The organism is Vogesella sp. XCS3 (assembly GCF_020616155.1).
Classification (GTDB): domain Bacteria; phylum Pseudomonadota; class Gammaproteobacteria; order Burkholderiales; family Chromobacteriaceae; genus Vogesella.
Genome location: NZ_CP085530.1, coordinates 3,210,189 through 3,234,105 on the forward strand (window position 1 = coordinate 3,210,189; position 23,917 = coordinate 3,234,105).

The following is a 23,917-nucleotide window of genomic DNA, read 5'->3' on the forward strand; positions in this document are numbered from 1 at the left end:
ACCTTGGCTGCATTTATCGAAGTGTTGCATTCGTGCACGTCGGCTAGCAGCGCACCGGTTTGCTACCGCCAAAGCAAGGCAATGCCTGATCAATATCCGTAAGATGGCGCCTTCACGAAGCAGCAGGGAGTTGTCATGCAGGTGCAAGGCGTTGCCGGATTGCTGGAAAAAATCATCCGCTACGATCAAACGGCGTTTATCCCCTTGGCGCTGGGTGGTGCGCCTATCGGCTTTATCAATCAGGTCTGGTGCGAGCGCCTGCTGGCACACCACGGCGAACTGTTCGCGCTGCAAGACGGCGTGATGCAGCTGCTGGCCACCGATATGACCTACAGTGCACGCAGTACTTTGCTGCAAGCTGCGGCCGAAGCCTGGCGTGATGCTGGCTGGTTTAGCGGCTGGCGCAACGAGAAATTCATTGCCTATCTGCCTGATGGTACCCCCTGTTTCGAGCTGGAACGCGCAGCCTTTCGCCCGCTGGGCCTTACCAGCCGTGCCGTACACCTCAACGGCTTGACCCGCCTGCCCGATGGCGAAGTGCGCATGTGGATTGGCCGGCGCAGCCCGTTCAAGGACGTGGCGCCGAACCGGCTGGATAACCTGATGGGCGGTGGCGTGGCGGCCGGCGAAAGCATCATGGACGCACTGCTGCGCGAAGGCTGGGAAGAAGCCGGCATGCCAGCAGAACAGCTCTCACCACTGCAGCAGCAGGCGCTACTGCTGGCGACCCGCCCGGTAGCCCGTGGCCTGCACCGCGAATGGCTGTTTGTTTACGATATCTGGCTGGCACAGGGCGATATCCCGCAAAACCAGGATGGCGAAGTGGCCGAGCACGTGCTGATGACGCTGGCCGAAGTGGAGCAGCACATCATCAACGGGCAATTCATGAGCGATGCCGCACTGGTGGCCATCGACTGCCTGGCGCGCCTGGGCTACTGGGGTAGCCAGGTCGCACCGTTGCAGGCGCTATTGTCCGAGGTGCGCGGCACGGTGGGGCAAAACGTGCAGGGAAAATAGCGGTCTGTCAGGTCGTGCAGCCAAAAAGCCAGCCATGGGTTGGCTTTTTTTGTTGATGCCGGGTTTTCTCCGGCAAGCGGGGGTAAGCGACATTTGGCTGCAATGGCGCGCCTGTATGGTTAGGCGGATAAGTTGGCCGCAATAAACTGACCGCAGGAGCTTGCCTTGTTTCGTGTGCGCTTGATTTCCGATTATTTCGGGGTGGATGAGGGTGGCCCCATTCATGCCACCCGGGAAGACGCCGTGCGTGCTGCCCGGCTGATGCTTGGCATTCACTCCTACCCGGTGCGGGCAGAGATCCGCCAGTTTGTTGATGGCCGCTTTCGCCAGACGCGGGTGGTCGGGGTGCTGGCGCGCGGCTAGCGGCAATCCATCGGGCATGAAAAAGCCCCACAGCCAGGTGGCGTGGGGCTTGATATTCTGTTGGCGTACCCGACTGGAGTCGAACCAGCGACCTTCAGCTTCGGAGGCTGACACTCTATCCAACTGAGCTACGGGTACACGCAAGCCGCGCAATATAGCCTATGCATGGCGTTTTCGTCTAGCGCCATTGCGTTTGCGCAAACATTATCGATGGGACATTTTGCCGCAGCAAGGCTTTGCCGTATAATTTCCCTATTCTTCGGATTGTCATTATTAATTCAGGTGAGGCAGGAATGAGCAACGAAACCAAAGCCCCAGGCAAGATCGTGCCGGTTTTGCTGGGTGTTGTCGTGCTGTTGGTAGTAGCAGTGTATCTGCTGGCCAAATTGGCCACCGGCGGCTTTGATGTCAACGCAGAAGTGATGACCAAGGAAGCTGTCGCTGCCCGCCTGAAGCCGGTTGGCGAAGCCAAAGCCAGCGATGCCCCTCCGGGGATGAAAACCGGCCAGCAAGTTTACGAAGGCATCTGTATTACCTGTCATGGCGCCGGCCTGGCCGGTTCGCCCAAGTTTGGCGATGCTGGTGCATGGGGTGCGCGTGTAGCCAAAGGCTGGGATACCCTGACATTGCATGCCCTGCAAGGCTTTAATGCCATGCCAGCCAAAGGTGGTGCTGCCGACCTGACCGACGACGAAGTGAAACGCGCCGTGGCGTACATGGGTAATGCCGGTGGTGGCAAGTTTACCGAGCCGCCAGTAGGTGGTGCAGCCGCTGCGGGTGCAGCGCTGGATCCGGCTGTAGCAGGCAAGAAAGTTTACGAAAGCGTGTGTGTAGCCTGCCACGCTACCGGTGCTGCCGGTGCGCCGAAGTTCGGCGACAAGGCTGCCTGGGGCCCGCGTCTGGGCAAAGGCCTGGATGGCTTGATCGCTTCGGCTACCAAAGGCCTGAACGCCATGCCGCCTAAAGGTGGTTTCACCGGCTCGGACGAAGAGTTCAAGGCTGCTGTAACTTACCTGACCAACGCTGCCAAATAAAACGGGCTGCTGTTACCAAAAACGCCGCGATGTATCGCGGCGTTTTTGTTTTTGTGTGTCGCGTTCAAGCTACTTGGTCGCATGAGTGCTTGCAGGCCTCTCTGGCAGCCTGGGTAGTACATCGCCAGTGCAGGGCAAGCTGCTACCCTGACATCCGCCGTGCCGGTCTGGCCGGACGGCTGGCCTTGTATGCGGCCAACCTTTACGGTTTCATGCCTGCCAGCAGGCTACCGAGTACCTGGTCGGCGTTATCTACGCGAATCAGGCCTTGGCGCGGGTATTCCAGATCCACGATCACAAATACCGCCAATGCCATGATGGCGGCAAATACCACGATGTGTAGCCAGCTGCGCTGTACGTTGGCCGCAGAGTCAAAGCCGATCAGCAGCGCGCCTACCAGTACCAGAATGCCCAGCAGCAGGTAAACCACCATTGGCGGGTGATTCTGGCTGGCCATGGCGCGGGTGGTGGTGATGTCGAACATCTCGTTCAAGGCGGGCAAGAGCAATACGCCAGCCTGTGGTGCTGCCTGCGGATGCTGGCTGGCGGCCAGGGCCTGTTGCCAGATCTGGTTTTGCAGGGCGGTGGTGGTGGCTTGTTCTTGCTGTTGCAGCGCACTTTGGCCGCCGTGGCGATAGGCGGTGCTGCGCAGCTCGGTGTAATGGCGGAATGCTTGGCGTAGCGGGCCCTGGTTCGCTGCCGGCAGCAATTCCAGCCGTAGCCAGGCGGTGCCGATGGCGTTGGCTTCCTGGGTAATCAGGTGGCGGCGGGCTTCGAAGCGTTCGGCTGCACCGGAGAAGGTGAAAGCAATCAGCAAGCCCATCAAGCCGAATACGGCTGCTTCGGCTGCGCCGGCGCCCTTGGCCGGGTCATCCTGGCTACGTGCGCTGCGCGCCAGGCCAATGCGGCGGCCCAGCTCGTAGCACATCATCATGCCGATAAACAGGCCGCAACCAACCAGTGCGGTGGTAATGGTGAGATCCATACTGCGCTCCTCAATGATGACGTAATAGGTTCATATTGAGCCGAGTGTGGTCTGTGGCTGGGGGCGCTGTAAAGCGCAGGCGCGGCTAGTGCGGCGGCTAGTTGTCTTTATCGTCGGTTTTCTGCACCTTGCTGCCCAGCATGGCACTCAGGCTGGCCAGTTTGCTCTTGCCTTCGGTTTTGCTGACGATAGGCTCGCCGCCTTTTTTGCCGAAGTGGCGCAGGTCGTCGCCGCTGATTTCGCCGATAAAGCGCGACGGCTCCACAAACAGCCATTCGCCGGCGCGGCGGCGCTTCACGCAGTAGGTGAGGGTGAGGCTGCGCTGGGCGCGGGTAATGCCCACGTACATCAGGCGGCGTTCTTCTTCTACCATACCGTTATCTACCGACTCGCTGTGCGGCAGGATGCCTTCCTCGCAGCCCACCAGGAACACGTGCGGGTACTCCAGGCCCTTGGAGGCGTGCAGCGTGGACATGTGTACCGCGTCGACATCGCCCTCGTCGCGGCCTTCCAGCATGGTGATCAGTGCAATGGTCTGGGTGAGCTCGATCAGGTTTTTACTGTCCGCTTCGCCCTTGCGCTGCAGCCAGGCCACCAGCTCGAACACGTTCTTCCATTTGCTTTCCGCCGCCTTGGGGCTGTCCTCGCTGTCGTACAGCCAGGCTTCGAAGCCGATGACTTTCAGCATGTCCATCACCAGCTCGCCGGCCGGTTCGCGTGTGGCACGGTATTGCAGGCTGGTGATAAAGCGGCAGAAGTCTTCCAGCGGTTTGAGCTGGGCGTCCTGCACCTGTACGCGAAAGCCCGGCTCGCTGGCGCTGGCAAACAGGCTCTTGTCGAATAGCGCAGCGCTGGCGCCCAGTTTTTCCAGCGTGGTGGCGCCCACGCCGCGTTTGGGCGTGGTCAGCGCGCGGATAAAGGCCGGGTCGTCGTCCGGGTTGGCGATCAGGCGCAGGTAGGCCAGCACGTCCTTGATTTCCGGCTTGTCGAAAAAGCTCTGCCCGCCGGCCATCTGGTAGGGGATGCGCTGGTTGCGCAGCACGGTTTCGAACACGCGTGACTGATAATTGCCGCGATACAGGATGGCGTAGTCCTTGAATTCGGTGCGGTACTCGAATTTATGCGCCAACAGGCGCTGCACCACGATTTCGGCCTCGTGGTCTTCGTCCTTGCACATCACGGCGTGGATGGGCTCACCCAGACCCAGCTCGCTCCATAGCTGCTTTTCGAACAGCTTGGGGTTGTTGGAAATCACCGAGTTGGCCGCACGCAGGATGCGTGCCGTAGAGCGGTAGTTCTGCTCCAGCTTCACGATTTTCAGCGCCGGAAAGTCGTGCTGCAGCAGGCGCAGGTTTTCCATATTGGCACCGCGCCAGGCGTAGATGCTCTGGTCGTCGTCGCCCACGGCGGTAAACAGGCCGCGCACGCCGGCCAGCAGCTTCACCAGCAGGTACTGGCAGGTGTTGGTGTCCTGGTATTCGTCGATCAGCAGGTAGCGCAGGCGGCCCTGCCACTTGATCAGCACCTCGGGGTGGGTCTGGAATAGCCCCACCGGCAGGCGGATCAGGTCGTCGAAGTCCATGGCCTGGTAAGCCATCAATGTGGCCTGGTAGGCACTGTAGGTGGTGGCGCAGATGCGGTCGAACTCGTTATCGGCGGCGGCCAGTGCGGCGTCGGCGTCCAGCAGCTCGTTCTTCCACAGCGAGATGCGGCTTTGCACCTTGCGCACTTCGTCCTTGTGCGTGCTTTTCAGGATGTCCGAGATGATCTTGGCAGCGTCGTAGCTGTCCAGGATGGAAAACTGCGTCTTGTAGCCCAGGTGCGGCGCTTCCTGGCGCAGGATGTGCATGCCCAGCGAGTGGAAGGTGGACACGGTAATGCCCTTCAGCTCGCGGCTTTCCATCAGCTTGCCCACGCGCTCCAGCATTTCGCGCGCCGCCTTGTTGGTAAAGGTGATGGCGGCAATGTGCCGCGCGTCGTAGCCGCACTCGCGGATCAGGTGGCAGATCTTCTGGGTGATGACGCGGGTCTTGCCGGAGCCGGCGCCCGCCAGCACCAGCAGGGGGCCGTCTACGTATTTGATGGCGTCGCGTTGGGGCGGGTTCAGTTGCAGCAGGGACATGGGCCGTCGTCAATCTTTCATGGACAGCGCGCATTGTAGCGCATGGCCGCCGCTGTGCAGCGGCGACGGCAAGCGGCGCATCCATTATCATCTGGCTGGCGGCATGCGCTATGGCCAACCCGGCCGCGATCTGTACAGGAAAAACACATGGCCACCTACGCGATTGGCGATTTGCAGGGCTGCTTTACGCCCTTTATGGCGCTGTTGCGCCAGATAGATTTCAACCCCGGCCGCGACACGCTGTGGCTCACCGGCGACCTGGTCAACCGTGGCCCCGAGTCGTTACAGGTGCTGCGTTGGGTCTTCGACAAGCAGGACTGCGTACAAACCGTGCTGGGCAACCACGACCTGCACCTGCTGGCCGTGGCCGAGGGCTACGGCAAGGTACACAGCGACGACACCATCCAGCCCATTCTGGACGCCGCCGAAAGCAAGGTGCTGCTGGACTGGCTGCGCTGCCAGCCGCTGATGATCTACGAGCAGGGCTACGCCATGGTGCACGCCGGCTTGCTGCCGGAATGGAGCATCAAGAAGGCACTGCGTCTGGCAGAGGAGGTGGAGGACGAGCTGTCCGGCAAGCACCACCGCCAGTTCCTGGGCAAGCTGTACGGCAACAAGCCGGTGCGCTGGCAGGATGACCTGAAAGGCATGGACCGCCTGCGGCTGATCGTCAACGCCATGACGCGCATGCGCTTTATCAACCAGGACGGCGAGCTGGACTTATCGTACAAGGGCGAGCTGGACCGCGCGCCGCCACACCTGCTGCCGTGGTTCGAGGCCGCGACCCGGCGCAGTGTGGATACGCCCATCATCTGCGGCCACTGGTCGGCCCTGGGTTTGCACCTTGAAGACGACGTGCTGGCCATCGACAGCGGTTGTCTGTGGGGCGGCAGCCTTACCGCCGTGCGGCTGGAAGACCGCGCGGTGTTTTCGCTGCCGTGCCAGGCCTACCGCGAGATTAGCCGCTAGGGTTGGCCGCAGGCTGCGGCCAACCTTTGGCGCAGCATTAGATGCAAAAAAGCCCCGGTGTCTGTGCCGGGGCTTTTTGCTGACAGTACGCTGCGCTGAGCTTAGCTCAGCTCTTTGGATACTTCGCGTGCCAGGTGCGGGGCTTCTACCGGCGCGCCGTGGTTGATCGGCGTCGGGTTGGCCAGCTCGCGCGCCATCTGGCCGGCGTCCAGCGAGTTTTCCCACTTGGCTACCACCACGGTGGCCACGGCGTTGCCGATCAGGTTGGTGATGGCACGGGCTTCGGACATGAAACGGTCGATACCCAGAATCAGCGCCAGGCCGGCTACCGGAATTTCCGGTACCACCGCCAGGGTGGCGGCCAGGGTGATGAAGCCGGAGCCGGTCACGCCCGCTGCGCCTTTGGAGGTGAGCAGCAGCACGCCCAGAATGGTCAGCTCTTGCGTCAGGGTCAGGTCGATATTGCAGGCCTGGGCAATGAAAATGGCCGCCATGGTCAGGTAGATCGAGGTGCCGTCCAGGTTAAACGAATAACCGGTCGGTACCACCAGGCCCACCACCGGCTTGGCGCAGCCCAGCTGCTCTAGCTTGGCCATCAGGCGCGGCAGGGCAGATTCGGACGACGAGGTGCCCAGTACGATCATCAGCTCTTCTTTGATGTACTTGATCAGCTGCCACACGCTGAAACCGTGGTAGCGCGCGATGCTGCCCAGTACCAGGCCCACGAACAGCACGCAGGTCAGGTAGAAGGTGCCCATCAGCGAGGCCAGCTGCACCAGGCTGCTGACACCGTATTTGCCGATGGTGAAGGCCATGGCGCCAAACGCGCCGATCGGGGCCAGCTTCATGATGAAGCCGATCATGGCAAACAGCACGTGCGACACTTTTTCAAAGAAGCCCAGTACCGGCTTGCCTTGTTCGCCCATCATCGACAGGCCGGCGCCGAACAGTACCGAGAACAGCAGTACTTGCAGGATTTCGCCTTCGGCAAACGCGCCTACGGCACTTTGCGGGATGATGTGCAGGATGAAGTCTACCGTGCTCTGGCCGGCCGCTTTTTCGGTGTATTTGGCAATGGCGCCGGTATCCAGCGTGGCCGGGTCTACGTTCATGCCGCTACCTGGCTGCACGAAGTTCACCACCAGCAGGCCAATGGCCAGCGCCAGCGTGGTTACTACTTCAAAGTACAGCAAGGCCTTGCCGCCCACGCGGCCAACCTTTTTCATGTCTTCCATGCCGGCAATGCCGACCACGATGGTGCAGAAGATGATCGGCGCGATCATCATTTTCACCAGCTTGATGAAACCATCGCCCAGCGGCTTGAGCTTGGCGCCCAGCTCCGGCATGAAATGGCCCAGCATCACGCCCAGGATGATGGCAACAATCACCTGGAAATACAGGGTTTTGTAAAACGGCTTACCCGACATATCGACCTCTCTAGTGTTATGGCGGCGCTGCAGGCAGCACCGGCTATCTCTTGGGTCGATCATGCACTGGCGGGGCAGTGGGCAGAATTGGGTGTTTCCGCATTGCGGAAAACCCCAATAGCGCCGCCTGGCGGGGCGTCAGGCCTGTTCTGTCATGCCCAGCGCGCCGGCTATGCGGGTGCGCGCGGTTTCCGATAGCGCAAAGCGGGTTTGCTCCGCCGTTGCACCTTGCGGTATGGCGTCGGTGTAGTGCAGCTCCACCACCATGGCGCGGGTACGCAGGATCTGGCGCAGGCTTTGCCAGAAAGTGGTGTCGCCGGCGTAGGCTGCGGCATCACAAAACTGCCCGCCGGGGGTGGTAAAGCGTATGGCGACCGGCTGCACGGTGGCGCCGGATAGGCGGGCAGCTTCGAACAGCGACGCCTTGAACGGCAGCATGGCGCGGCCGTCCGAGGTCGTGGCTTCTGGGAATACGGCCATACAGCCACCGTCCTCTAGCGCTTGCGCCAGCTGCTGGTTTACGCGGCTGGCATCACGGCGGTTGGCGCGGTCAATGAACAGTGTGCCGGCGTTCTTCACCAGAAAGCCCGCTACCGGCCAGTCGCGCAGCTCTTTTTTGGCCACAAAGCGCGATACCGTTACGCTGTTCAGCGCAAAGATGTCCAGCCACGACACGTGGTTGGCCACCACCAGGGTGTGCGCCGGGTAAACGCCGGGCGGGGTGCCGATGACTTTGACCTTGATGGCCAGAATATGCAGCAGCTGGCGTGACCAGCGCTGGGTAATTACCGCACGGGCAGGTTGCGATAGCCTGGGGTAGCGGGTGCCGACGGCAACGACGCCGCGGCACACATGCAGAGCCAGGCGCGCCAGGCGTAGCGCGCGAACGGGTAGGGCAGTAGGGGCGTGCACGTATGGGTCCGTGTCAGAGGGGTTGGCAATGCGGGCAGAAGCAGCTGCTGCGCTGCCCTTGGCGTAGCTCGGCAATCAGCGAGCCACAATCATGACACGTCAGGCCGGCTCTGCCATAGACCTTATAGCTTTGCTGAAAGTAACCTGGCTTGCCTTTGGCGTCCATGAAGTCGCGCAGGCTGCTGCCGCCAGCGTCTATGGCACGGGCCAGCACCAGCTTGATCTGCGCTGCCAGGCGCTGGCACTCGTCACGGCTTAGGCTGTTGGCCGCACGCGCCGGGTGGATACCGGCGTAAAACAGCGATTCGTTGGCGTAGATATTGCCCACGCCCACCACCACGTGGTTATCCATGATCACCAGCTTGATGGCGCTGCCCTTGCGGCGCGTAGCCTGGTACAGCACGCTACCGTCAAACGCATCGCTCAGCGGTTCCGGCCCCAGGCTGGCCAGCAAGGGGTGGGCGTCAACCGGCCCCTGCTGCCACAGCATGGCGCCAAAGCGGCGCGGGTCGCGGTAGCGCAGAACTGTTTGCCCCAGGTCGATGTCTACATGGTCGTGCTTTTCCGGCGTGGTGCCGGGCGGCACAAAGCGCAGGCTACCGGACATGCCCAGGTGCACGATCAGCGTGCCGTGCTCAAAGTCGATCAGCAGGTATTTGGCGCGCCGGCTCACGCTGCGCACGGTGCGCCCGGCCAGCAGGGCGGGTAGCTCGGGCGGGATCGGCCAGCGCAGCCGTGGCTCGCGTATGGTGACCGCGCGCAGCGTGGCACCGGCGAGCTGCGGGCTGATACCGCGACAGGTGGTTTCGACTTCTGGCAATTCGGGCATGAATGACTGTCCTTGCGCGCTGCATGAATTAACTGGATGGCGTGGTATTCTACCTGCCTGAATCGATGTCTGGGCCCAGCATGAACGCACTTCTGAGACTAGTAGCCGTACTCACGCCGCTGGCACTGGCTGCCTGCGCCTCGCATGCCCCCTTGCAAGCCGCCGCCAGCCAGCCTGTCGCCGCTGCGCCAATAGCGGAGCCGGAGGAAGAGCCCAAAGCCCTGGCCGACGCCGACAACCCGGCCATCCCCAAGCTGCAGCTGCAGCCCGAGTGGCTGTACGGCATCATGCTGGCCGAAATGTCGGCCCAGCGCGGCGGTGCCGCCCAGGCGGCCGAAACCTATCTGAGCCTGGCCCGCACCACCAAAGACCCGCGTCTGGCGCGCCGGGCATCCGAATTTGCCCTGTTTGCCGGGCAGATTACTACCGCTAGCGCTGCGCTGAGCCTGTGGCTGGCGCTGGACCCTGCTGACGAAGTAGCGCGCGAGCAGTTCTTCATCACCCTGTTGCGCAGTGGCAAGCTGGCCGAAAGCCGTGGCCTGCTGGAAAGCATGCTGGCGCAGCAGCCCAAGCGGGCCGGGGCCATTTTTGTACAGCTGGCCAGGTTGGCCGCACGCCAGTCTGACAAAGCCGGTGCAGAAAAACTGGTGACCGAGCTGGCTTCCCGTTACCCGGACCTGCCCGAGGCGCGCTTTGCCCGCCTGGCCGTAGCGGCCGAGGCCGGTGATGGCGCCGCCGTGGATGCCGAATTCGCCCGCCTGGCCGTGATCGCCCCGCAGTGGGACCTGCCGGTGATGTGGCAGCTGGAGCGCTTGCGCCGCCAGAGCCCCGCCGCCGCTATCGATTTCCTCAAGGCCGAGCTGGCGCGCCGCCCGCAAGCCAGCGTCGAGCTGTGTATGAACAATATTCGCCTGCTGGCTGGCGAGAAGCGTTATACCGAAGCCGAGGCCTACGCCCAGACCCTGATGCCGCGCTACGGCCAGCACCCTGGCGTGCTGCACCTGGCCGGCTTGCTGGCGTTCCAGAATGGCAAGCTGGAGCAGGCGCAGCAGTATCTGGAAGGTGCACTGAAAGCCGGGTTCAACGACCCGAACGAGCTGCGCTACGTGCTGGGCCAACTGGCCGAGGAGCGCAAACAGCCGGCACAGGCGCAAAGCTGGTATGCGCTGGTGGATGCAGGCGATAACCTGTTGCCCGCCCGCGTACGCTTGGCGCAATTGCAATCGGCGGCCGGGCAGTGGCAGCAAGCCATTGATAGCCTGGCGCCATTGGCGGCCGACCCGCAAAACACCGTGCGCATCAGCTTGGCGCAGGCACGCATGGCCAAGGAGGCCAAGCAGCCAGAGCAAGCGGTTGCCCTGCTGGACGCCGCGCTGAATATTCTGCCAGGGCAGGCCGACGTGCTGTACGAGCGCGCACTGCTGCTGGAGTCGCTCGGCCGCGTGGCTGATGCCGAACAAGACCTGCGCACTATCCTGAAAGGCCGCCCGGACGAGCCGCAGGCGCTGAACGCGCTTGGCTATATCCTGGCCAATCAGGGCCGCCAGCTCAAAGAAGCGCAGGCTTATATCGAGCAGGCGCTGAAGGCCGAGCCGGACAACGCCATGATGCTCGATAGTCTGGGTTGGGTGCTGTTCCGCCAAGGCCATGCCCAGCAGGCGCTCAAGCATCTGCAGGATTCTTACGCCAGCTTGCCGGATGCCGAGGTCGCCGCGCATCTGGGCGAGGTGCTGTGGAGCCTGGGGCGCAAGGACGAAGCCCGCGCCATCTGGGAAAAGGCCCGCCAGGGCAGTCCTGACCACCCCGTTCTTACCGAAACCCTGAACAGATTGAAACCATGAAGTATCAGTATGGCTGGCTATTGGCCGGCCTTCTTCTGCTGGCCGGCTGCGCCAGCACGCCCGAAGTCAACAGCACCATGCAAGCGCCTGCGGCCAACCTGCGCGACGAGCCTTTCGAAACCAGTGGCCGCTTGGCAGTGAACTACCAAGGCAAGGGCGAAGTTGCCAGTTTCGACTGGCAGCACGCCCCGGGCGGTGACCAGCTCAATGTCAAAACGCCCATCGGTACCACCGTGGCCAGCCTGAGCCGCAACGCACAAGGCGTAACGCTGAAAGCCAATGGCCGCGAGCAGTACGCCACCGACGTGGAAACTCTTACCGAAGCCACGCTGGGTTGGCCGCTACCACTGTCTAACCTGGCCTGGTGGGTGCGCGGCCACGCCGCCCCGGGCTGGCCAGCCCGTTATGCGGACGATGGCCGTCTGATGCAACAGGGTTGGTTGATCCGCAATACCCGCGACGCCGACACCCAGCTGCCACGCCGGCTAGAGCTGGAGCGTGAAGGCATGAGCATCCGCCTGGTTTTTTCCAGCTGGCAATGGCAGCCGGCACCGCAACCCTGAGTCATCATGCAAGCCCAGACCTTTCATACTTTTCCTGCTCCGGCCAAACTGAACCTGACGCTGCTGATTACCGGCAAGCGTAGCGACGGTTACCATTTGCTGGATACCGATTTCCGCTTTATCGACCTGTGCGACAGCATCGATATTGCCGTGCGTGACGATGGCGTCATCGAGCTGCTGAACCCGATGCCGGACGTGCCGGCCGACAGCGACCTCACCGTACGCGCCGCGCGCCTGTTGCAGCACGCCACGGGTAGCCCGCTAGGTGCCACGCTGCGGGTGCACAAGCGCATCCCGATGGGCGGTGGCCTGGGTGGGGGCTCATCCGATGCGGCCACGGTGCTGTTGGCATTGAACCGCTTGTGGGGTTGCGGCCTGAGCCGCGAGGCGCTGATGCAGCTGGGCGTACAGCTGGGGGCTGATGTGCCGGTATTCATCTTTGGCAAGAACGCCCGTGCTACCGGTATTGGCGAGCAACTGACCGAGCTGGCGCTGCCGGATGCCTGGTATGTGGTATGCAAACCACCTGTTCACGTGGCGACCGGCCCGGTATTCCAAGAATTTTCACAAAGGTTGTTGACAGGGCGGGCTTCGTTCTCCATAATGCGAAGCCTGTCTGGCGCGACGCAAAAACAAAACGATTTGCAGCCAGTCGTAGCAGAAATATATCCAGCGGTAAAACAGGTTTTGAATCGTTTAAGTGAATACGGTTCGCCGCTGATGACAGGTTCGGGAGCATGCGTGTTTCTGGAGCTGGCAAATGAAGATCAAGCAAATAAAGTATTCCACTCTTTGTCTGGTGAAATGACTGTGTATGTTGCCAAGGGGTTAAAGGCGCATCCGGTTTCAGACGGGGAATAGCAAGGATACTGGGGAGTCGCCAAGTTGGTTAAGGCACCGGATTTTGATTCCGGCATGCGAAGGTTCGAATCCTTCCTCCTCAGCCATTATCCTGCATAACAAAGAATACTGGGGAGTCGCCAAGTTGGTTAAGGCACCGGATTTTGATTCCGGCATGCGAAGGTTCGAATCCTTCCTCCTCAGCCAAGCTTCCAGAGTGAAGTGAGAAAAAGAGCGTGTAAGTATTTCTTACACGCTTTTTCTTTATCTACCGATCCTAAGGCATTCCAGTTATGGCGGCATACGACAGTTTGATGGTCTTCACCGGGACAGCGAACCCGGAACTTGCACAAAACGTGGTGAAACACCTCGATATTTCCCTCGGCCGTGCCGATGTGGGCAAGTTCAGTGATGGTGAAGTGGCAGTAGAGTTGCTGGAAAACGTGCGCGGTCGCGACGTATTCATCCTGCAGCCTACCTGTGCCCCAACCAACGATAACCTGATGGAAATCCTGACCATGGCCGACGCGCTCAAGCGCGCCTCTGCCGGCCGGATTACTGCGGCGATTCCGTACTTCGGTTACGCCCGTCAGGATCGTCGCCCCCGTTCCGCCCGTGTACCGATTACTGCCAAACTGGTCGCCAACATGCTGACCAGCGCCGGTGTAGACCGTGTACTGACCGTCGACCTGCACGCCGACCAGATCCAGGGCTTTTTCGACATGCCGGTGGACAACGTTTACGCCACCCCGGTACTGCTGAAAGACATCCGCAGCCAGCGTTTTGACGACCTGATCGTGGTGAGCCCGGACGTAGGCGGTGTAGTGCGCGCTCGTGCCGTAGCCAAGGCGCTGAATACCGACCTGGCCATCATCGACAAGCGTCGCCCGAAAGCGAACGTGGCCGAGGTGATGAACATCATCGGTGAAGTGCAAGGCCGTACCTGCCTGATCGTGGATGACATGATCGACACCGCCAATACCCTGTGCAAGGCTGCTTCCGCCCTGAAAGAGCGTGGCGCCCAGCGTGTACTGGCTTACGCTTCCCACGCCGTGTTCTCCGGGCAGGCTGTGGATCGTATCAATAATTCGGACATCGACGAAGTTGTCATTACCGATACCATTCCGCTGTCGGCCCAGGCCAAACAGTGCAGCCGCATCCGCGTGGTATCCATTGGTGGCCTGATCGCAGAAACCCTGCGTCGCATCAACAACGAAGAGTCGGTGTCCTACCTCTTCAATGAGGATCTGGTTTCGTCGGGCGCCTGCCTGCCGTAAACGTTCAGCCCGCTGGTCGCGGTGGGCTGGAGACTTAAATGAAGCTGAAAAGCTAACTGGAGTATTTCACATGGCAATCGAAGTTATCGCTACCAAGCGCGTACAAGAAGGTACTGGTGCGAGCCGCCGCCTGCGTATCGCTGGTCAGACCCCGGCTGTTGTATACGGCGCTGGTAAAGACGCTGTATCCATCACCCTGGATCACAACACTATGTACTACGCGCTGAAAAACGAAGCGTTCCACAACGAAGTACTGGAACTGGTTATCGACGGTCAGAAAGAGCAAGTAAAAATCGCTGCTTTCCAGATGCACCCGTTCAAGCAACTGGTTCTGCACATCGACTTCGCTCGCGTGTAATAGATTAAGCCGTGCCGCCTGGCGGTAACGGTACTGGGCTCGTTGCGGCTAAACCTGCAGCGGGCCTTTTTCATGGAATACAGGAAATGACAGCCATCCGTCTGGTGGTCGGCCTGGGCAACCCCGGCGCCGAATACGAAAAAACCCGTCATAACGCCGGCTTCTGGCTAGTGGACGAGCTAGCCTGGCAGCACAAGGCCAGCTTGCGTGCCGAAGGTAAATACTTTGGCGAGGTAGCCCGTGCGGTGCTGCCCGGCGGCGACCTGTGGCTGCTCAAACCCATGACCTATATGAACCTGTCCGGCCAGGCGGTGGGTGCACTGGCACGCTTTTACAAGATCGCGCCGGAAGAAATCCTGGTGGTGCACGACGAGCTGGACCTGCCACCCGGCGCGGCACGCTTCAAGCAGGGCGGGGGGCACGGTGGCCACAACGGCCTGAAAGACATTATCGCCAAGATCGGCTCGCCCAATTTCTGGCGCCTGCGCATTGGTATCGGCCACCCGGGCGACCGCAATGAAGTGGCCAACTTCGTGCTGAAAAAAGCCCGCGCCGAAGAGCAGCAAGCCATAGACGACGCCATCGCCAAGGCCATGCAGGTGATGCCACAAGCCATCGCTGGCGACATGCCAGCCGCCATGAAAACGCTGCACACGGCCGCCAAGTAAAACGCGGCCAAGGTTGGCCGCAAGCGGCCGGAAACAAACAACACGGCACCGGGTGATACAATCACGCGGTGTATGCCTGCCCCGGTGGCAGGCCGGATATTTCGAGGAATCACCATGAGTCTGAAATGCGGTATTGTCGGCCTGCCCAACGTAGGCAAATCCACCCTGTTTAACGCGCTGACCAAAGCCGGTATCGAAGCGGCCAACTACCCGTTCTGCACCATCGAGCCGAACGTGGGTATCGTGGAAGTGCCGGACCCGCGCCTGCAGCAGCTGGCCGCCATCATCAACCCGCAGAAAATCCAGCCCGCCATCGTCGAGTTTGTCGACATCGCAGGCCTGGTAGCGGGTGCCTCCAAAGGTGAAGGCTTGGGCAACAAATTCCTGGCCAACATCCGCGAAACCGACGCCATCGTGAACGTAGTGCGCTGCTTTGACGACGACAACATCGTGCACGTAGCCGGCAAGGTAGACCCGATCTCCGATATCGAAACCATCGGTACCGAACTGGCGCTGGCCGACCTGGCCTCGGTAGAGAAAGCCATCGCCCGTGACGGCAAGAAAGCCAAATCCGGCGATAAAGACGCGCAAAAGCTGGTAGCCGTGCTGGAAAAAGTGCTGCCGCACCTGAACGAAGGCAAGCCGCTGCGCAGCTTCAAGCTGGACGAAGAGGACAAGGCACTGCTCAAACCGCTGTGCCTGCTCACCATCAAGCCGGCCATGTACGTAGCTAACGTGGCAGAAGACGGTTTCCAGAACAACCCGCATCTGGACAAACTCACGGCACTGGCGGCGGCCGAAGGCGCGCCGGTGGTGGCATTGTGCGCCGCTATCGAAAGCGAAATCGCCGACCTGGACGATGCTGACAAGGTAGAATTCCTGGCCGAAATGGGCCTGGAAGAGCCGGGTCTGGACCGCCTGATCCGCACCGGCTACAAGCTGCTGGGCCTGCAAACCTACTTCACCGCTGGTGTGAAGGAAGTCCGCGCCTGGACCATCCGTGTCGGCGACACCGCCCCGCAAGCCGCCGGCGTGATCCACACCGATTTCGAACGTGGCTTCATCCGCGCGCAAACTATCGCCTTCAACGACTTCATCACCTTGGGCGGCGAAGCCAAGGCCAAGGAAGCCGGCAAGATGCGCGCCGAAGGCAAGGAATACGTGGTGCAAGACGGCGACGTGCTGAACTTCCTGTTCAACGTCTGATTCGAGCAAGCCATTTCTGGCAATTGCATTTGCTTGCAGGTGCATCACTGAAAGCAGCGTAGAGCCCCGTGGATACGGGGCTTTTTCATGATTCTTCACGGAATAGTGGGGACGTGAGGTAAGTGCCAGACGTGACAACGGCGGTGTCGGGTAAGTTGTTTTTGCGACCAAACCAGCCAACCCACACCACCGTTCTTATGCCCGATGATATGCGCCACCTTCCGATCCGGGAGGCTTCACCGTCAACCGTTTCCGGTGCATTACGCTCCACAAAAGCCATCGCTACGCCATCATCGTCCGGGATGCAGATACCAGGCAGGTGTTGTGAGGCGGCGAAGAGCACAACCGAGAGGCGATACGAGCGTTCTTTACTTGGCGGGTCGCCGGGTGCTGCGCCCGTACCGAGGCGGCCTCCATGGACAATAATACGGCCTTCGATCTGGTGGTGAAGGCTGTTTGCCCGCAGGCCCGGTGTTCTATGAGCATGCTTCACACAGTGGCTAAATGCGGGTGGGAGGTAGTCGACCAAGTGTGCGTGGATGAAGCCAACTGTTTGCGCCATGACCGTCCTGTGTGTGGGGTGATCAGGCAGTCGTCTTGGCGGCAGTTACGCAATCCGGAAAACCTGAAGAGAGACGGGCAGCGCATCCATCTGGGCAAGTTGCTGGCAGCCAACCATGGCTTGGCGACGGTGTGCTTTATGAACACCGTGTAATGGGTGCACCAAACTGATCGTGCAGCAATTCCGGTCTGAGCTGGGTGTAGCGCTTGGGGTTGTTTCAACGATGAGTGCCTGGCTCAATGGCCTCGATCTCAGCCTGGTATCTGTTAATCGGGTCGGCCATGGTGGTTCTGCCTAGCTGCGGTGCTTCGACTAAACCGAGCGTTGCCGACGCTAGTTCCATCCATTTGGCCCGGCTGCGTGAGGCCGCTTGGGTAGGGAGACTGGGTGCTTTCGAGAAAACTATTTTCCCGACTTGCTTGATGCGAACTTGGGCGCGGTAGGATAATTCGCCGTTTATCTTCTCATATGGTGTGATGGTGGCTACGGCCAACCCCCATAGTGTTACATCGCTGGAATGGTGGTGCTACAAACATGATTTGTTGCACTGAATGTAGCACCAGCACCGTAAAAACGCAGCAAAACAAGGCAAAATGATGCAAAACCAGCCAGCGCAAAGCGCGAGTGAAACCAAGCAAAAACAAGGGTTTAGCGGGAGGCTTCCCCCGCGCACCCTGTCAGTTGCCCCGATGCTGGACTGGACCGACCGCCACTACCGCTATTTCGCCCGTCTCATCACCCGCCATACCTGGCTGTATACCGAGATGGTTACCACTGGCGCGCTGTTGTACGGCGACGTTGGCCGCCATTTGCGCTACCACGAGGCCGAGCACCCCATCGCGTTGCAGCTGGGCGGCAGCGAGCCGGACGAGCTGGCACGTTGCGCGCGTCTGGCGCAGGAGTGGGGCTATGACGAGGTGAACCTGAACGTGGGTTGCCCATCGGAGCGGGTACAGAAGGGGGCGTTTGGCGCCTGCCTGATGGCCGAGCCGCAACTGGTGGCCGACTGCGTGAAGGCGATGCGCGACGCGGTAGACATCGACGTAACGGTCAAGCACCGCATCGGTATCGATGACATCGACAGCTACGACATGATGCGGGCGTTTGTCGATGCCGTGGCCGACGCCGGTTGCCGCACCTTCATCGTGCACGCGCGAAACGCCATCCTGAAAGGCCTCAGCCCCAAGGAAAACCGCGAGATTCCGCCGCTGAAATACGACTACGTGTACCGCCTGAAGCAGGAACGCCCCGATCTGGAGATCCTGATCAACGGCGGTATCAAGACCAACGCCGAGATCGCCGGCCACCTGCAACATGTAGACGGTGTGATGGTGGGCCGCGAGGCTTACCACAACCCCTACCTGATGGCGGCCTGGGACGCGCAGTTCTACGGCGATAGCCACGACGTGCCGTCGCGCGGCAAGGTGGTAGAAGCGCTGCTGCCTTATATTGCCGACCGCTTGCAAGATGGTAGTAGCGTGCGACATATCGCCCGCCACGTGCTGGGCCTGTTCCACGGCGAGCCAGGTGGCCGCCAGTGGCGCCGCATGTTGTCCGACGCAAAAGAGCTGAAAGACGCCGACGAAAGCCTGCTGATCCGCGCGCTACTGGCTACGCACGGTTGAACTGTCACGCAGTCCTTGTAAGATAGCCAAGTCATCCCACGCCCGGTTCTCCGGGCCCAGGCTGCTGCCAAGGTGCCAATCTAGGTCTTGCCGGACCCGGCACAGCCGGGCCGCACCATAAGTACCCGAGTCCGCAGCCTTCCTGTTTACAAGCCCCACACGGTTTGCCTAGCAAACAGGGTGGGGCATCAATCTGCGCCCGGCTTGCCGGGCTTTTGGGTTTTATGGCGAGTACCCCTGCCAACAGCAAGGTTGGCCGCGCTACCCGCTGTGGAGTAAAGCATGATCAATAAACTGGTACTGGCCAGCAATAATGCCGGCAAGCTCAAGGAATTCGCCGCCTTGCTGGCCCCGCTGGGCATCGAGGTGATTCCGCAGGGCCGTCTGAACGTGCCCGAATGCCCCGAGCCGCACTACACCTTTCTGGAAAACGCGCTGGAAAAAGCCCGTCACGCCAGCCACGTTACCGGCCTGCCGGCGCTGGCAGACGACAGCGGCATCTGCGTGGAAGCGCTGGGCGGCAAGCCCGGCGTGCTGTCGGCGCGTTACGCCGGCGAGCCCAAATCGGACGAGCGCAACAACGCCAAACTGGTAGAAAAACTGCAGGGTAAAGACAACCGTCGCGCCTATTACTACTGCGTGCTGGTGTTGGTACGCCATGCCGATGACCCGCAGCCGCTGGTGGTAGACGGCGCCTGGTACGGCGAGGTGGTGGACACCCCGTCCGGCAACGGCGGCTTTGGCTACGACCCGTATTTCTGGCTACCGTCGCACGGCTGCACCGTGGCCGACCTGCCGGCCGACGCCAAGAACGCCATCAGCCACCGTGGCCAGGCCATGCAGGCGCTGCTGGCCAAGCTGCAGGCGCAACTGGCATGAGCGTGATTGATTTGTCTGCACTGAAAGGCGGCCTGAAAGAATTACCGCCGTTGTCGCTCTACATTCACTTCCCCTGGTGCGTGAAAAAATGCCCGTATTGCGACTTCAACTCGCACGAGTTCAAGCCGCAGGCCGGCAGCATCGCCATCCATGATGCGGCCAACGTTGGCCGCAACGGCGTGGGGCAGGGCTTTGACGAGATGGCCTACGTGGACACGCTGCTGCGCGACTTCGAGCTGAGCCTGCCCGCCATCTGGGGCCGCCCCATCACCACCATCTTCATGGGTGGCGGTACCCCCAGCCTGTTCAGCCCGCAGGCCATGGACGCGCTGTTGTCCGGCCTGCGCGCCCGCGCGCGCATCCACCCGGACGCCGAAATCACCATGGAGGCCAACCCCGGCACCTTCGAGCTGGAACGCTTTGCCGGCTACCGTGCGGCGGGTATCAACCGCCTGTCCATCGGTATCCAGAGCTTTGACCCCGGCCACCTGCAGGCGCTGGGCCGCATCCACGATGGCGACGAAGCGCGCCGCGCGGTAGAGATTGCGCTGACGCATTTTGATAACGTGAACCTGGACCTGATGTACGCGCTGCCGCAGCAAACGCTGGAACAGGGGCTGGCCGACATCGACACCGCCATCGCCTACGGCGTTAGCCACATCTCGGCCTACCATCTCACCATCGAGCCCAACACGCTGTTTGCCGTGCAGCTGCCGGCCAACCTGCCGGACGACGACCTGTCGGCTGACATGCAAGAGGCTATCGAGGTGCGGCTGGAAGCCGCCGGCTACGTGCACTACGAAACCTCGGCCTTCGGCAAGCCCGGCCGTTTTGCGCGCCACAACGTCAACTACTGGCAGTTTGGCGACTACGTCGGCATCGGCGCCGGCGCCCACGGTAAGATCAGCGCCCACGACGGCATTGTGCGTGAAATGCGCTACAAGCAGCCGGCAGCCTATATGCAGGCGGTGGCCGATGGCCAGCCGGTGCAAACCCGCAACAAGGTTGGCCGCAAAGACCTGCCGTTCGAGTTCATGATGAATCTGCTGCGCCTCACCGGTGGCTTTGAAAGCAGACTGTTCACCGAGCGTACCGGTTTGCCGGTATCCTGTATCCAATCACAATTGCAGCAAGCACTGGCCGAGGGCCTGATCGAACAGGACCTCACCCACATCCGCCCCACGCTGAAGGGCCAGCGCTTTCTGAATGAACTGTTAACCCTGTTCCTGCACGAAGAAGAAGGAGAAGCCTGATGGCTAAAGAAATCATCCATACCGATAAAGCCCCGGCCGCAATCGGCGCCTACTCGCAAGCCGTCAAGGCTGGCAACACCGTGTACCTGTCCGGCCAGATCCCGCTGGACCCTGCCACCATGACCGTGGTGGAAGGCGGTTTTGCTGCTGAAACCCACCAGATGTTCAAAAACCTGCAAGCCGTGTGCGAAGCCGCCGGCGGCAGCCTGGACCAGATCGTGAAGCTGAATGCCTTCCTGACCGACCTGTCCAACTTTGGCACCTTCAACGAAATCATGGGCCAGTACTTCAGCCAGCCGTTCCCGGCACGCGCCGCCATCGGCGTGGCCAGCCTGCCTAAAGGCGTACAGGTAGAAGCCGACGCCGTGATGGTGCTGGGCGAGTAAGCTGCCACCTGGTAGCCATAAGCAAAGCGGCCTGCGGGCCGCTTTTTGTTTGGCTGCAACATCGCCCGGATAAGTCTGTGGTGCATCCGGAGTAGATAGGTCGTCAGCGTCGATACTGGTAATACTGCACAAGGTTGGCCGCAAACATTCGCATTACTGCGGCCAACCCTGGACCGTTTGTCCCGCTCGCCACAAAAAAGCCCGCTCATCCGAGCGGGCTTTGCCTTGTTGGCTGTCTGGCCAATAAAAACGATCAGCCGTGCTGGCGCGCCAGTTGCGGCGCGTCTTCGTGTACGTCGCCGGTGGCGATGCAGGCGGCGGCGGTGAACAGCACGTCGGTGGAGCTGTTCAGCGCGGTTTCGGCCGAATCCTGTACCACGCCGATGATGAAGCCCACGGCGACCACTTGCATGGCCACATCGTTGCTGATGCCGAACAGGCTGCACGCCATCGGGATCAGCAGCAGCGAGCCGCCAGCCACGCCGGACGCGCCGCAAGCGGCGACGGTAGACAGCACCGACAGCAGCAGGGCGGTAGGCAGGTCAATGTGGATGCCCAGCGTGTGCACGGCGGCCAGGCTCAGCACCGAGATGGTAATGGCGGCACCGGCCATGTTGATGGTGGCACCCAGCGGGATGGACACGGCGTAGGTGTCTTCATTCAGGCCCAGCTTCTTGCACAGGTTCATGTTTACCGGGATGTTGGCCGCGGAGCTACGGGTAAAGAAGGCGGTCACACCGCTTTCGCGCAGGCAGGTGAAGACCAGCGGGAACGGGTTGCGGCGGATGGTGAGGCCGACGATCAGCGGGTTCACCACCAGCGCGATGAACAGCATGGCACCGACAAGTACCAGCAGCAGCTTGCTGTAGCCCAGCAGTGCCGACAGGCCGGTGGTTGCCACCGCTTCGGCCACCAGGCCGAATACGCCGATAGGGGCAAAGCGGATGATGACGCCCACAATGCGCGACACGCCGTCAGCCAGCTCGTTCAGCAGGGTTTTGGTGCTGTCGCTGGCGTGGTGTAGTGCCATGCCCAGTGCTACGGCCCAGGTGAGGATGCCGATGTAGTTACCGGTAGCGATGGCGTTGATCGGGTTATCCACAATCTGGAACACCAGGTTATTCAGTACCTGGCCGATACCGCCTGGCGGCGTGGTGCCGGTAGCGGCAGCCACCAGCTGCAGCGTGGTGGGGAAGGCGAAGCTGGCCAGCACGCCGGTAACGGCAGCCAGGAAGGTGCCCAGCAGATACAGGGTGAGTACCGGGCGCATATTGGTCTGCACGCCCTGCTTTTTATTGGCAATAGCGCTGGCCACCAGCACGAAGACCAGCACCGGGGCCACGGCTTTCAGGCCTTTGACGAACAGGCTGCCCAGGAAGGTCAGCGACTTGGCGGTGTCAGGGGCAACACTGGCTACGGCGATACCGGCCAGCAAACCGATCAGGATCTGCAGCACAATGCTGCCGTTCATGATGCGGTGGATCAGGGTAGGGTTCTGCTGCATAGGGGTTCCACGGTTCTGTCGTTATAGGTATCTGGCATGCCTGCGGGCGCGCCGGCTGGCTTGCGGCCAACCTCCAAGACGATTCAAAACTGCAGAACAATCAAACGGGTACAGCCGTACAAGCAACAGCGGGGCGCAGTGTAACAAAATTTTATTGGTGACAGAATCCTGTATCCAAAAGCTGTCAACTGTCACCATTGTCAGCCTGGTAAAAACAATCTGTTTACCCTTGCCCGCTTTATGCAGCGGCTGCCGGCGTGGCCTAATGGGTGCTGAGTGGCCTGCGCCCGCTTTGTTTGCCATGCCGCAGGCCAACGCCAGCCCCAAGGAGCCCGCATGCGCCAGTGTTATCCCTACCAGATCGTCAACGTATTTGCCGAAAGCCGCTTTGGTGGCAACCCGCTGGCGGTGTTTACCGACGCGGCCGGCCTGTCCGACGCCGACATGCAGCTGATTGCGCGTCAGTTCAACCTGTCCGAGACAGTATTCATCCACCCCGGCGACGACGCCGCGCTGGCCAGCCTGCGTATCTTTACCCCCAGCTACGAGCTGCCGTTTGCCGGGCACCCAACTATCGGTAGCGCGGCGGTGCTGCACGCGCTGCGCCAGCCGGGCGATGCCTTTACGCTGCGCACGCAGGCGGGGCTGATACCGATCACGCTGAACGATGGTGTGTTTCGCCTCACCGCTGTGGCCGCTACGCAGCGTGCGGCCAACGTTGGCTGCACCGAGGCTGCGGCCATGCTGGGGCTGGACGAGGCCGACATCGCGCTGGCACCGGTGTGGGTGAATGCCGGCAGCGAGCAGATGCTGATCCGCCTGGCCAGCCGCGAGGCGGTGTTGCGCGCGCGGCCGGACCACACGCTGTTTACCCGCCACGCCACCCTGCGGCCCGGCCGTAGCATTGCTTACCTGTGGTATCAGGCCGACGGAGTGGCCACGGTGCGGCTGTTTTTCGAGCAGCAGGGCAGCGTGATCGAAGACCCGGGTACCGGCAGCGCCTGCGCCAACCTGGGCGGCTGGTGTGTGTTGAACGGCCTGGCACCGTTGTCGTGGCGCATCGAACAGGGCGAAGCTATCCAGCGCCCCAACGTGCTATATCTGGACGTGGCGGCCGATGGCAGGGTGCAGGTAGGTGGCAAGGTGCAAGCGGTGGCCGAGGGGGTCTTTACCTTGCCCTAGGGCTAGGTGTTTCCCACAATAAAGGCAGCCGCGGCTGCCTTTTGCCATTTTGCGGTGGCACGGTGCGTTGCGAATACGCCCGTGGCGGGTAAAGCTGGCCGGCCAGCCATTGACG

Annotated in this window: 23 protein-coding genes and 3 tRNA genes; 19 read left to right on the forward strand and 7 right to left on the reverse strand. The window is 61.3% G+C overall.

Translation table 11 applies throughout. The features are described 5' to 3' along the window. Positions 1 to 135: 135 nt before the first annotated feature. On the forward strand, positions 136 to 1,017 hold the full coding sequence (locus LCH97_RS15260) for an NUDIX hydrolase family protein (RefSeq protein WP_227302436.1): 882 nt from the start codon (positions 136 to 138) through the stop codon (positions 1,015 to 1,017). A 165-nt stretch (positions 1,018 to 1,182) separates the two neighbouring features. Beyond that, complete coding sequence (locus LCH97_RS15265) at positions 1,183 to 1,380, forward strand: hypothetical protein (protein ID WP_227302437.1); 198 nt, start codon at positions 1,183 to 1,185, stop codon at positions 1,378 to 1,380. A gap of 61 nt (positions 1,381 to 1,441) precedes the next feature. Here LCH97_RS15265 and LCH97_RS15270 read toward each other — a convergent pair. After that, positions 1,442 to 1,518: transfer RNA gene (locus LCH97_RS15270), tRNA-Arg, on the reverse strand. A gap of 155 nt (positions 1,519 to 1,673) precedes the next feature. On the opposite strand from LCH97_RS15270, the gene LCH97_RS15275 reads away from it, so the two are divergent. Continuing rightward, on the forward strand, positions 1,674 to 2,414 hold the full coding sequence (locus LCH97_RS15275) for a cytochrome c5 family protein (protein ID WP_227302438.1): 741 nt from the start codon (positions 1,674 to 1,676) through the stop codon (positions 2,412 to 2,414). Positions 2,415 to 2,616: 202 nt separating this feature from the next. Here LCH97_RS15275 and LCH97_RS15280 read toward each other — a convergent pair whose 3' ends face one another. Further along, entirely contained in the window at positions 2,617 to 3,399 is a 783-nt protein-coding gene (locus LCH97_RS15280) for a hypothetical protein (protein ID WP_227302439.1), read from the reverse strand. 97 nt (positions 3,400 to 3,496) lie between these two features. Then, positions 3,497 to 5,521 (reverse strand): UvrD-helicase domain-containing protein, encoded by a 2,025-nt coding sequence (locus LCH97_RS15285; RefSeq protein WP_227302440.1) that lies wholly within the window; start codon positions 5,519 to 5,521, stop codon positions 3,497 to 3,499. 147 nt (positions 5,522 to 5,668) lie between these two features. Between LCH97_RS15285 and LCH97_RS15290 the strand changes: the two genes are divergently transcribed. Beyond that, positions 5,669 to 6,490 (forward strand): symmetrical bis(5'-nucleosyl)-tetraphosphatase, encoded by an 822-nt coding sequence (locus tag LCH97_RS15290; protein WP_227302441.1) that lies wholly within the window; start codon positions 5,669 to 5,671, stop codon positions 6,488 to 6,490. Positions 6,491 to 6,591: 101 nt separating this feature from the next. Here LCH97_RS15290 and LCH97_RS15295 read toward each other — a convergent pair whose 3' ends face one another. From LCH97_RS15295 to mutM, 3 genes are all read right to left on the reverse strand, one after another. Next, entirely contained in the window at positions 6,592 to 7,917 is a 1,326-nt protein-coding gene (locus LCH97_RS15295) for a dicarboxylate/amino acid:cation symporter (protein ID WP_227305384.1), read from the reverse strand. Between the two features lie 138 nt (positions 7,918 to 8,055). Then, positions 8,056 to 8,829 carry a 1-acyl-sn-glycerol-3-phosphate acyltransferase gene (locus LCH97_RS15300; protein ID WP_227302442.1) on the reverse strand — a complete coding sequence of 258 codons (774 nt, stop codon included), beginning with the start codon at positions 8,827 to 8,829 and terminating at the stop codon, positions 8,056 to 8,058. 13 nt (positions 8,830 to 8,842) lie between these two features. After that, on the reverse strand, positions 8,843 to 9,658 hold the full coding sequence (gene mutM, locus LCH97_RS15305; RefSeq protein WP_227302443.1) for a bifunctional DNA-formamidopyrimidine glycosylase/DNA-(apurinic or apyrimidinic site) lyase: 816 nt from the start codon (positions 9,656 to 9,658) through the stop codon (positions 8,843 to 8,845). Positions 9,659 to 9,738: 80 nt separating this feature from the next. Here mutM and LCH97_RS15310 point away from each other — a divergent pair, with 80 nt between their 5' ends. The 14 genes from LCH97_RS15310 (at position 9,739) to LCH97_RS15375 (ending at position 21,116) form a co-directional block, all read left to right on the forward strand. Next, entirely contained in the window at positions 9,739 to 11,499 is a 1,761-nt protein-coding gene (locus LCH97_RS15310) for a tetratricopeptide repeat protein (RefSeq protein ID WP_227302444.1), read from the forward strand. Then, complete coding sequence (gene lolB, locus LCH97_RS15315) at positions 11,496 to 12,062, forward strand: lipoprotein insertase outer membrane protein LolB (protein WP_017508748.1); 567 nt, start codon at positions 11,496 to 11,498, stop codon at positions 12,060 to 12,062. The genes LCH97_RS15310 and lolB overlap by 4 nt, the downstream gene beginning before the upstream one ends. Before the next feature lie 6 nt (positions 12,063 to 12,068). Next, positions 12,069 to 12,923 carry a 4-(cytidine 5'-diphospho)-2-C-methyl-D-erythritol kinase gene (ispE, locus tag LCH97_RS15320; RefSeq protein WP_227302445.1) on the forward strand — a complete coding sequence of 285 codons (855 nt, stop codon included), beginning with the start codon at positions 12,069 to 12,071 and terminating at the stop codon, positions 12,921 to 12,923. 9 nt (positions 12,924 to 12,932) lie between these two features. After that, a tRNA-Gln gene (locus tag LCH97_RS15325) sits at positions 12,933 to 13,009 on the forward strand. Positions 13,010 to 13,032: 23 nt separating this feature from the next. Continuing rightward, positions 13,033 to 13,109: transfer RNA gene (locus tag LCH97_RS15330), tRNA-Gln, on the forward strand. Positions 13,110 to 13,195: 86 nt separating this feature from the next. After that, entirely contained in the window at positions 13,196 to 14,179 is a 984-nt protein-coding gene (locus LCH97_RS15335; RefSeq protein WP_147682527.1) for a ribose-phosphate pyrophosphokinase, read from the forward strand. 70 nt (positions 14,180 to 14,249) lie between these two features. Further along, the gene (rplY, locus tag LCH97_RS15340) at positions 14,250 to 14,537 is read left to right on the forward strand and encodes a 50S ribosomal protein L25 (RefSeq protein WP_017508751.1); all 288 of its coding nucleotides are present in this window, start codon (positions 14,250 to 14,252) and stop codon (positions 14,535 to 14,537) included. 86 nt (positions 14,538 to 14,623) lie between these two features. After that, positions 14,624 to 15,205, forward strand: a complete 582-nt coding sequence (pth, locus tag LCH97_RS15345; RefSeq protein ID WP_227302446.1) for an aminoacyl-tRNA hydrolase — start codon at positions 14,624 to 14,626, stop codon at positions 15,203 to 15,205. 114 nt (positions 15,206 to 15,319) lie between these two features. Next, the gene (gene ychF / locus LCH97_RS15350) at positions 15,320 to 16,411 is read left to right on the forward strand and encodes a redox-regulated ATPase YchF (RefSeq protein ID WP_227302447.1); all 1,092 of its coding nucleotides are present in this window, start codon (positions 15,320 to 15,322) and stop codon (positions 16,409 to 16,411) included. Between the two features lie 355 nt (positions 16,412 to 16,766). Next, positions 16,767 to 17,126: a transposase gene (locus LCH97_RS15355; RefSeq protein WP_227305386.1), complete on the forward strand. Its 360-nt coding sequence runs from the start codon at positions 16,767 to 16,769 to the stop codon at positions 17,124 to 17,126. 536 nt (positions 17,127 to 17,662) lie between these two features. Further along, positions 17,663 to 18,598, forward strand: a complete 936-nt coding sequence (dusA, locus tag LCH97_RS15360; protein WP_255619240.1) for a tRNA dihydrouridine(20/20a) synthase DusA — start codon at positions 17,663 to 17,665, stop codon at positions 18,596 to 18,598. A gap of 282 nt (positions 18,599 to 18,880) precedes the next feature. Beyond that, positions 18,881 to 19,477, forward strand: coding sequence for an RdgB/HAM1 family non-canonical purine NTP pyrophosphatase (gene rdgB / locus LCH97_RS15365; RefSeq protein ID WP_227302449.1), 597 nt, complete (start codon positions 18,881 to 18,883; stop codon positions 19,475 to 19,477). Continuing rightward, positions 19,474 to 20,730: a radical SAM family heme chaperone HemW gene (hemW, locus tag LCH97_RS15370; protein ID WP_227302450.1), complete on the forward strand. Its 1,257-nt coding sequence runs from the start codon at positions 19,474 to 19,476 to the stop codon at positions 20,728 to 20,730. The genes rdgB and hemW overlap by 4 nt, the downstream gene beginning before the upstream one ends. Next, complete coding sequence (locus tag LCH97_RS15375) at positions 20,730 to 21,116, forward strand: RidA family protein (RefSeq protein ID WP_017509644.1); 387 nt, start codon at positions 20,730 to 20,732, stop codon at positions 21,114 to 21,116. The genes hemW and LCH97_RS15375 overlap by 1 nt, the downstream gene beginning before the upstream one ends. Positions 21,117 to 21,369: 253 nt before the next feature. Here LCH97_RS15375 and sstT read toward each other — a convergent pair whose 3' ends face one another. Then, a complete protein-coding gene (gene sstT / locus LCH97_RS15380; protein ID WP_227302451.1) occupies positions 21,370 to 22,620 on the reverse strand; it encodes a serine/threonine transporter SstT in 1,251 nt (416 codons plus the stop codon). Between the two features lie 336 nt (positions 22,621 to 22,956). Between sstT and LCH97_RS15385 the strand changes: the two genes are divergently transcribed. Beyond that, positions 22,957 to 23,802 carry a PhzF family phenazine biosynthesis protein gene (locus LCH97_RS15385; RefSeq protein WP_227302452.1) on the forward strand — a complete coding sequence of 282 codons (846 nt, stop codon included), beginning with the start codon at positions 22,957 to 22,959 and terminating at the stop codon, positions 23,800 to 23,802. Positions 23,803 to 23,917 lie beyond the last annotated feature (115 nt).